4 protein-coding genes and 1 pseudogene are annotated in these 5,619 nt (G+C 63.3%); 2 read left to right on the top strand and 3 right to left on the bottom strand.

Annotation, left to right across the window (positions count from 1 at the left end; genetic code table 11):
* A partial coding sequence (locus AC1DHX_RS20135) for a hypothetical protein (RefSeq protein ID WP_476900416.1) occupies positions 1-269 on the bottom strand: 269 nt, incomplete at its 3' end.
* Between the two features lie 202 nt (positions 270-471).
* Here AC1DHX_RS20135 and AC1DHX_RS20130 point away from each other — a divergent pair.
* A complete protein-coding gene (locus AC1DHX_RS20130; protein WP_476900415.1) occupies positions 472-2,391 on the top strand; it encodes a transketolase in 1,920 nt (639 codons plus the stop codon).
* A gap of 45 nt (positions 2,392-2,436) precedes the next feature.
* Positions 2,437-2,697, top strand: a pseudogene (locus AC1DHX_RS20125) (putative quinol monooxygenase); the annotation flags it as partial.
* 808 nt (positions 2,698-3,505) lie between these two features.
* On the opposite strand, the gene AC1DHX_RS20120 reads toward AC1DHX_RS20125, so the two are convergent.
* Together AC1DHX_RS20120 and AC1DHX_RS20115 are read right to left on the bottom strand one after the other, a co-directional pair.
* Complete coding sequence (locus AC1DHX_RS20120) at positions 3,506-4,105, bottom strand: DUF1254 domain-containing protein (RefSeq protein ID WP_476858273.1); 600 nt, start codon at positions 4,103-4,105, stop codon at positions 3,506-3,508.
* Positions 4,102-4,707: a DUF1214 domain-containing protein gene (locus AC1DHX_RS20115; RefSeq protein WP_476858274.1), complete on the bottom strand. Its 606-nt coding sequence runs from the start codon at positions 4,705-4,707 to the stop codon at positions 4,102-4,104. Before AC1DHX_RS20115 ends, AC1DHX_RS20120 begins: the two co-directional genes overlap by 4 nt.
* Between the last annotated feature and the right edge of the window lie 912 nt (positions 4,708-5,619).

The following is a 5,619-nucleotide window of genomic DNA, read 5'->3' as shown; positions in this document are numbered from 1 at the left end:
GTGTTCTTCTCTGACGGAACTGCAACATACACCATCGCCCGGGTATTCCCTTTGCCGGGAGACTGGCCGACCGGGTCCGGGCGCCCGGCGGAACGCCGGTTGGCGGAGAGGATGCCGATGGCTTCGCTGCGCCGGTCACGTTGGAGTCCATCGCCGATCAGGCCGGCGTAGAAGTTGGGTTTGACGGTGTTACGGGCAGCAGCGCAAGACCGGGGTGCCCCGGCATTGAGCTTGCCGGTCGCAGGCTCGATGGCGCAGTGGCCGGCCATCTGCACTCCGGGTGGCCCTGCCTGACCGCATGGCGGTAGGGGTGGCAGCGCGGGGTCCAGTCGGGGGGATCGATGTGCGTGGGTGCACCGGTGCATCCGGACCGGCAGTGCCCGCCGGTGTTGGGCGGAGAGTCTTGACTTACTCTCCCTCCGGCGAGACCCTGCAGGGATCCGGCAAGTTCCATCGACGAAGGACACCGCCATGCCCGCGGCAAACCACGAAAACGTCGGCGAGGACCTCTCACAGGTCGCTGAACTCGCTGCGCAGCTCCGGGTGGATTCCATCCGGTCCAGCACGTCCGCCGGATCCGGCCATCCGACGTCGAGCATGTCGGCCGCAGACTTGCTGGCTGTCCTGGTCAGCCGTCATCTGCGCTAYGACTGGGACAACCCGGRYCTGGACACGAACGATCACCTGATCTTCTCCAAAGGCCATGCCTCTCCCCTGCTGTATTCGGTCTTCAAGGCCGTCGGCGTCGTCTCCGATGATGAGCTCATGACCGGCTACCGCCGGTTCGGCCAGCGCCTGCAGGGACATCCGACGCCGGCACTGCYATGGGTAGATTTCGCGACGGGCTCGCTGGGGCAGGGACTTCCGGACGGCGTCGGAGTGGCCCTCGCCGGGAAATACCTGGATCGGCTCCCCTACCGGGTGTGGGTGCTGTGTGGCGACAGCGAAATGGCGGAAGGCTCCATTTGGGAAGCCCTGGACAAGGCCTCCCACTATGGCCTGACCAACCTGGTCACCGTCGTCGACGTAAACCGGCTGGGACAGCGGGGCGAGACCGAACTCGGCTGGGACATGGAGTCCTATGCCCGCCGGGTCCAGGCTTTCGGCGCCCAGGCCATCGTCATCGACGGCCACGATCTCAGCGCCATCGACGAGGCTTTTTCCACTGCGGCAGAAGCACCTGAAGGCAAGCCCGTTGTCATCCTCGCCAAGACCATCAAGGCCAAAGGCTTCGCCGAGATCGAAGACAGCCCGGATTGGCATGGAAAACCCTTACCGCCCGACATGGCCGAGAAGGCTATTGCAGAACTCGGCGGTCCAAGGACCCTGACATTGCGGGGCCCTCTTCCGGAAGAAGGGTCAAAGGCACGCATCGACGCTCCCGGCGCAACCTTCCCCAGCTACACAGTGGGCGAGAAGGTCGCTACGCGAAAGGCTTACGGCGACGCTTTGGCAGCACTCGGCGGCATCGATCCCGCCGTTGTTGCCCTGGACGGCGAGGTCAGCAATTCCACCCATGCGGACCAATTCGCGAAGGCATTTCCCGGCCGGTTCTTCGAGATGTACATCGCCGAGCAGCAGCTCATCGCCGCCGCCACGGGACTGAGCAGCCGGGGATATAAAGCCTTCGCCTCGACTTTCGCGGCCTTCCTCACCCGCGCCTACGACTTCATCCGCATGGGGTCCATCTCGAGCGCCGATCTTCGCCTGTGCGGTTCGCACTCCGGCGTCGAGATTGGCGCCGATGGTCCATCCCAGATGGCGCTGGAGGACCTGGCGATGTTCCGGGCCGTGCATGGTTCGACCGTCCTGTACCCTGCGGACGCGACCAGCACGGCCGCCCTGGTGCAGCGCATGGCGGAAACTTCCGGCATCAGCTATCTCCGGACCACCCGCGGCACCTACCCCGTCCTGTACAGCGCCTCCGAGCAGTTCCCGGTCGGCGGTTCCAAGCTCCTGCGGTCCTCCGGCAACGACGACGTTACCCTCGTCGGGGCAGGGGTCACCCTTCATGAAGCGCTTAAGGCAGCAGACATCCTCGACGCGGACGGAATCCGGGCCCGCGTCGTTGACTGTTACTCCCTCAAGCCCATAGACGCAGAAACACTGCTCACCGCCGCCGGCGAGACACAGGGCCGCGTCATCATCGCCGAAGACCACCGCATCGAGGGAGGCCTGGGATCAGCGGTCAAGGATGCCCTGCTCACGGCACCGCCGAGTGACCTGTCCATCACGCACCTCGCCGTGCACGGCATGCCCGGGTCCGGAACCGGGCAGGAGCTCCTCGCCTGGGCAGGCATCGACGCCGAACATATCGCCGAGGCCGCCCGGCGCCTGGTCGGGCCAAACGCGCGCCGGTCGTCATGGCGCGGCTCCCCGGGACCCACATAGACCCACGACAGGCCTCTCTCCCCGACTCTCGGCACCAAGCCGGGCGCGCGCGATGGCCTCATAGAACTCCTCACCAGGCGAGCCGACGGGCTTGCGAAACTGGGTTGCCTCCTCTACGAAGTAGGGATTAACGACGCCCAACCTGACACGGTGTTCGTTGCCGAGTTGTGGATATCCGAGAGCGCCCACCGGGCCTCCTTGAAACTGGACTCGGTCCGGAGCAGCATTGCCGAAGCGATGCCGCTGCTGTCAGGATCGATGAGCAGCCAGGGTTTCGAAGTCGTCGGATCTCCACTGCACGATTGAGGTTCCGCTTACGAATACCGCTTCCTAACCAAAACAACTCCCCCGTAAGCCGCTTCTCCACCGCGAGGAATCCGGAACAGTAATGGTCGCGCTATTGACTCGTCCTGAGGAGCCACAGCACACGGCCCTTCGGGCAGCCTTGTGAAGGCTTCCCAATACGCACGCCGCTAAAACGCCGGCACGGGATTTCGGTGCTCCTGGCGACGCGGCTGTTGTGATCGTTCAAGGGTGTCGCGAAGGATGGCGGGCCGCCGCTGGTGCGTGACTGMGGTGGTTGGCCCTAAGCGGCGGACCGCCCGGAATTTCCAGGTTCGATGACTCTGGGAACATGAGTTACCGGACGACTGTATTGGGGGATCCAGCCGCCCGGGCTCACTGCAAGGTTACTCCGTTTCGTCGGTGAATAGGGCGAAGATGGTCTGCCCAACGTCGCTACCGTGCAGCCCCAGCAGTTAGGCGTCGAAGTACGTCCGGACTGTCGGGTCTTGTGAAAGAGAGGCGACCACTGATGCGGCGATGTCCCGGAGTTTGACGTTTGTGCAAGGGCTGCCCCCTGCCGCAGCTTACGCGCCGCTGCCAAGTCCCGATCACTGTTGGGCCACGGACCATGGCAGCCCTGGCGCTTGGCAGACCCTGGATCTGCCTCGCCGTGCTAGGCCCGCCCCCAAAGTGTCCGTTGAGGGATCCCTCGACGGGCGCCTTGTGGGTGGCGAGTTCGGAGCCGTGGGGATCGGTTTTCGCGAATGCTCACGCTCCTTTTGCTGGCGTGAGCTGGATCAGCTTCGCGAGTTCGTACGCCGTGTGGCGGTCATCTTCGTTGGCGACGAAGACCCGACCGATCAGCAGGGCGGCGTGGTGGGGCACGTCGATCCGTGTCATGCCGTGTGGCGTATCCTCGCCATTTGGGTTCGCAGAGGAGGAAGTCGCCGATAGCGGTTCCAGTGGTGCGTTTGCCCACGTAGGCAAAGTTGGCGCCGCTGGTCGGGTCGGTGAACTGCACGCTGTAATAGCGTTGTTCCATCTCGGGCACGTGCAGCACTTGTGGTCCGGCGTTGACATCCAACCAGCCGCCAAAGTACAGGACGTCGTCGGTGCCGGTCGCGATGACACTGCCGGACAAAGCGGACTGAGACGGGCTCTCCGGCACGGCATAAATCGTGTTCACAGGGATCGGTCCGCCACCCAGCCCGCGCCGGACAAATATTCGTTTGAAGCCGCCCACTGTGATCCGCGGCCAGAAGTAGATGAAGACGAACGTACCGATCACCCAGATGGCCACAGTTGTCGCCACCAGCAGAATGATCGAGCCCAAGCCGCCGGCCGCGATTCGCCGGTAGGTGACCCACGCGAAGATTGCCAGGATGGCGATCGTCACCGGAGTGGCGTATTTCAGGATCAGGCGATTCATGACTGCACCTGGACGAGCGGCGGAACCTCGTACCCGCCGTCTACGATGGCCGGTCCGGGTAGATAGGCGCGGAGCATGAGCTTGAACCGGCCGGGCGGTGTCGCTACCCAGTTCTGCGCCGCACCCGATGGCTGATTCGGTTGGAGCAGAATGTCGACTGAGCCGTCGGCGTTCGTCACGAGACCAGAGTGGTCGTTCACGCTTGCCCGCCCGGTTGGGGCGTTGACCATATAGCCGACGGTGTCCGTCGCGGTAAGCGACCAGAAGGCATCATTCGGTGGAAGCTGACCTACCGAGAAATGAAGGCGATACGCATGCTCCCCACTGAGACGCTTCCCCGCGTCATCGCTGGTCGTTGTCCAGTAGGCGGCCTCTTCGAACACGTTGACAACCGGGAGCGCCTTCTGCAAGGCCGCACGAACGAGTAGTCCGTTGCCTGGATGGCCAGCATTGCGAATCGCGCTCCAGCCATTGACGGTCTTCGTCTCCGTCTTCGCCACGGCGTTCAAGACCAGGACGGTGGTCAGGTACGCGAAGGTTAGGCCCATGATCAGACCCTGCACTATGCCGGAACCCGCGACCCAGGCAAGGAAGCCGCTCACGATGACATCCGCATCACAGCACGACAACGGTAACCACCGCGTCGACGATGACGCCAATGGTCCGCCCACCCTCCAACGAACTGGGATGCCAGCCCGGGTTGGACTCGTTTGGTCGGAACCAAGGCTTCCGCGCTTTAACATCCATGAGTGAAACCTAGCCTGATTCCCACCGCATGAGAGACCAAAGGGCCAGGGCTACGCACGCGTCGTTAGGGCCTCCAGCAACCATGCGACCCGCGCCCGTTAGCCGGTCCCCCACCGCGACACCGTCCGCCCGCACTGGCGCTGCGAGAAATCAGATACAGATACTGGAAAATTGGATTCGCGCATGCCCCGCCCGCAAAACTGTCGCGCTCAGGTTGGACAATCGCGACAGTTGCACCCCTGCCCGCGCAGATCATCGGGCTACGCCCGGATCTCCACCATCGAACAGGACCTGACAGCGCCACGCAATGCGCTTTTTGGCTGGGTGTCCCCAGGGGGCCCGATCTATTTCGACAATGGCTGACCGACAGGAAAAAGAAACGGCCAGGACCAAGCGAAAGCCGTGGCGGCTGTTCGAGCCGGCGACGCCCCTTGTCGTCACCAAACGCGATAGGTTGGCCCGGCTCCTGCCCGCTGCTCGAGAACATTGCCGAGGACACAACGAAAATTTCCCAGGAGTTCTGGCTGCCGACAGGGATGACCATAGAGTTTTTGATCCCGAAGTCGCAGCAGGTCATGCAGTTCCAAGCGCTCCCGGCCATGAAGGTGTACACAGCAACACCGCTGTCCAAGTCAAGAGAAGGAGCCGCCAGACAGCAACGGAAACCAACAAAAATGGGCCCCCGCAGGGGCCCATAAAAGGAGATTTGTACACATTCAGAGGCTCACAAGCCCCTGAACAGGGAAAACACGTGCCCGAGGTGGGAC

Source organism: Arthrobacter sp. 05N33_2 (assembly GCF_056397425.1).
The sequence above is the reverse complement of the archived record's forward strand: the minus strand, read 5'-3'. Positions and strand labels throughout refer to the sequence as shown.

Excerpts from the sequence above, each read along its gene's own strand:
- AC1DHX_RS20120 (WP_476858273.1), bottom strand. The coding sequence starts at position 4,105 with ATGAATCGCCTGATCCTGAAATACGCCACTCCGGTGACGATCGCCATC.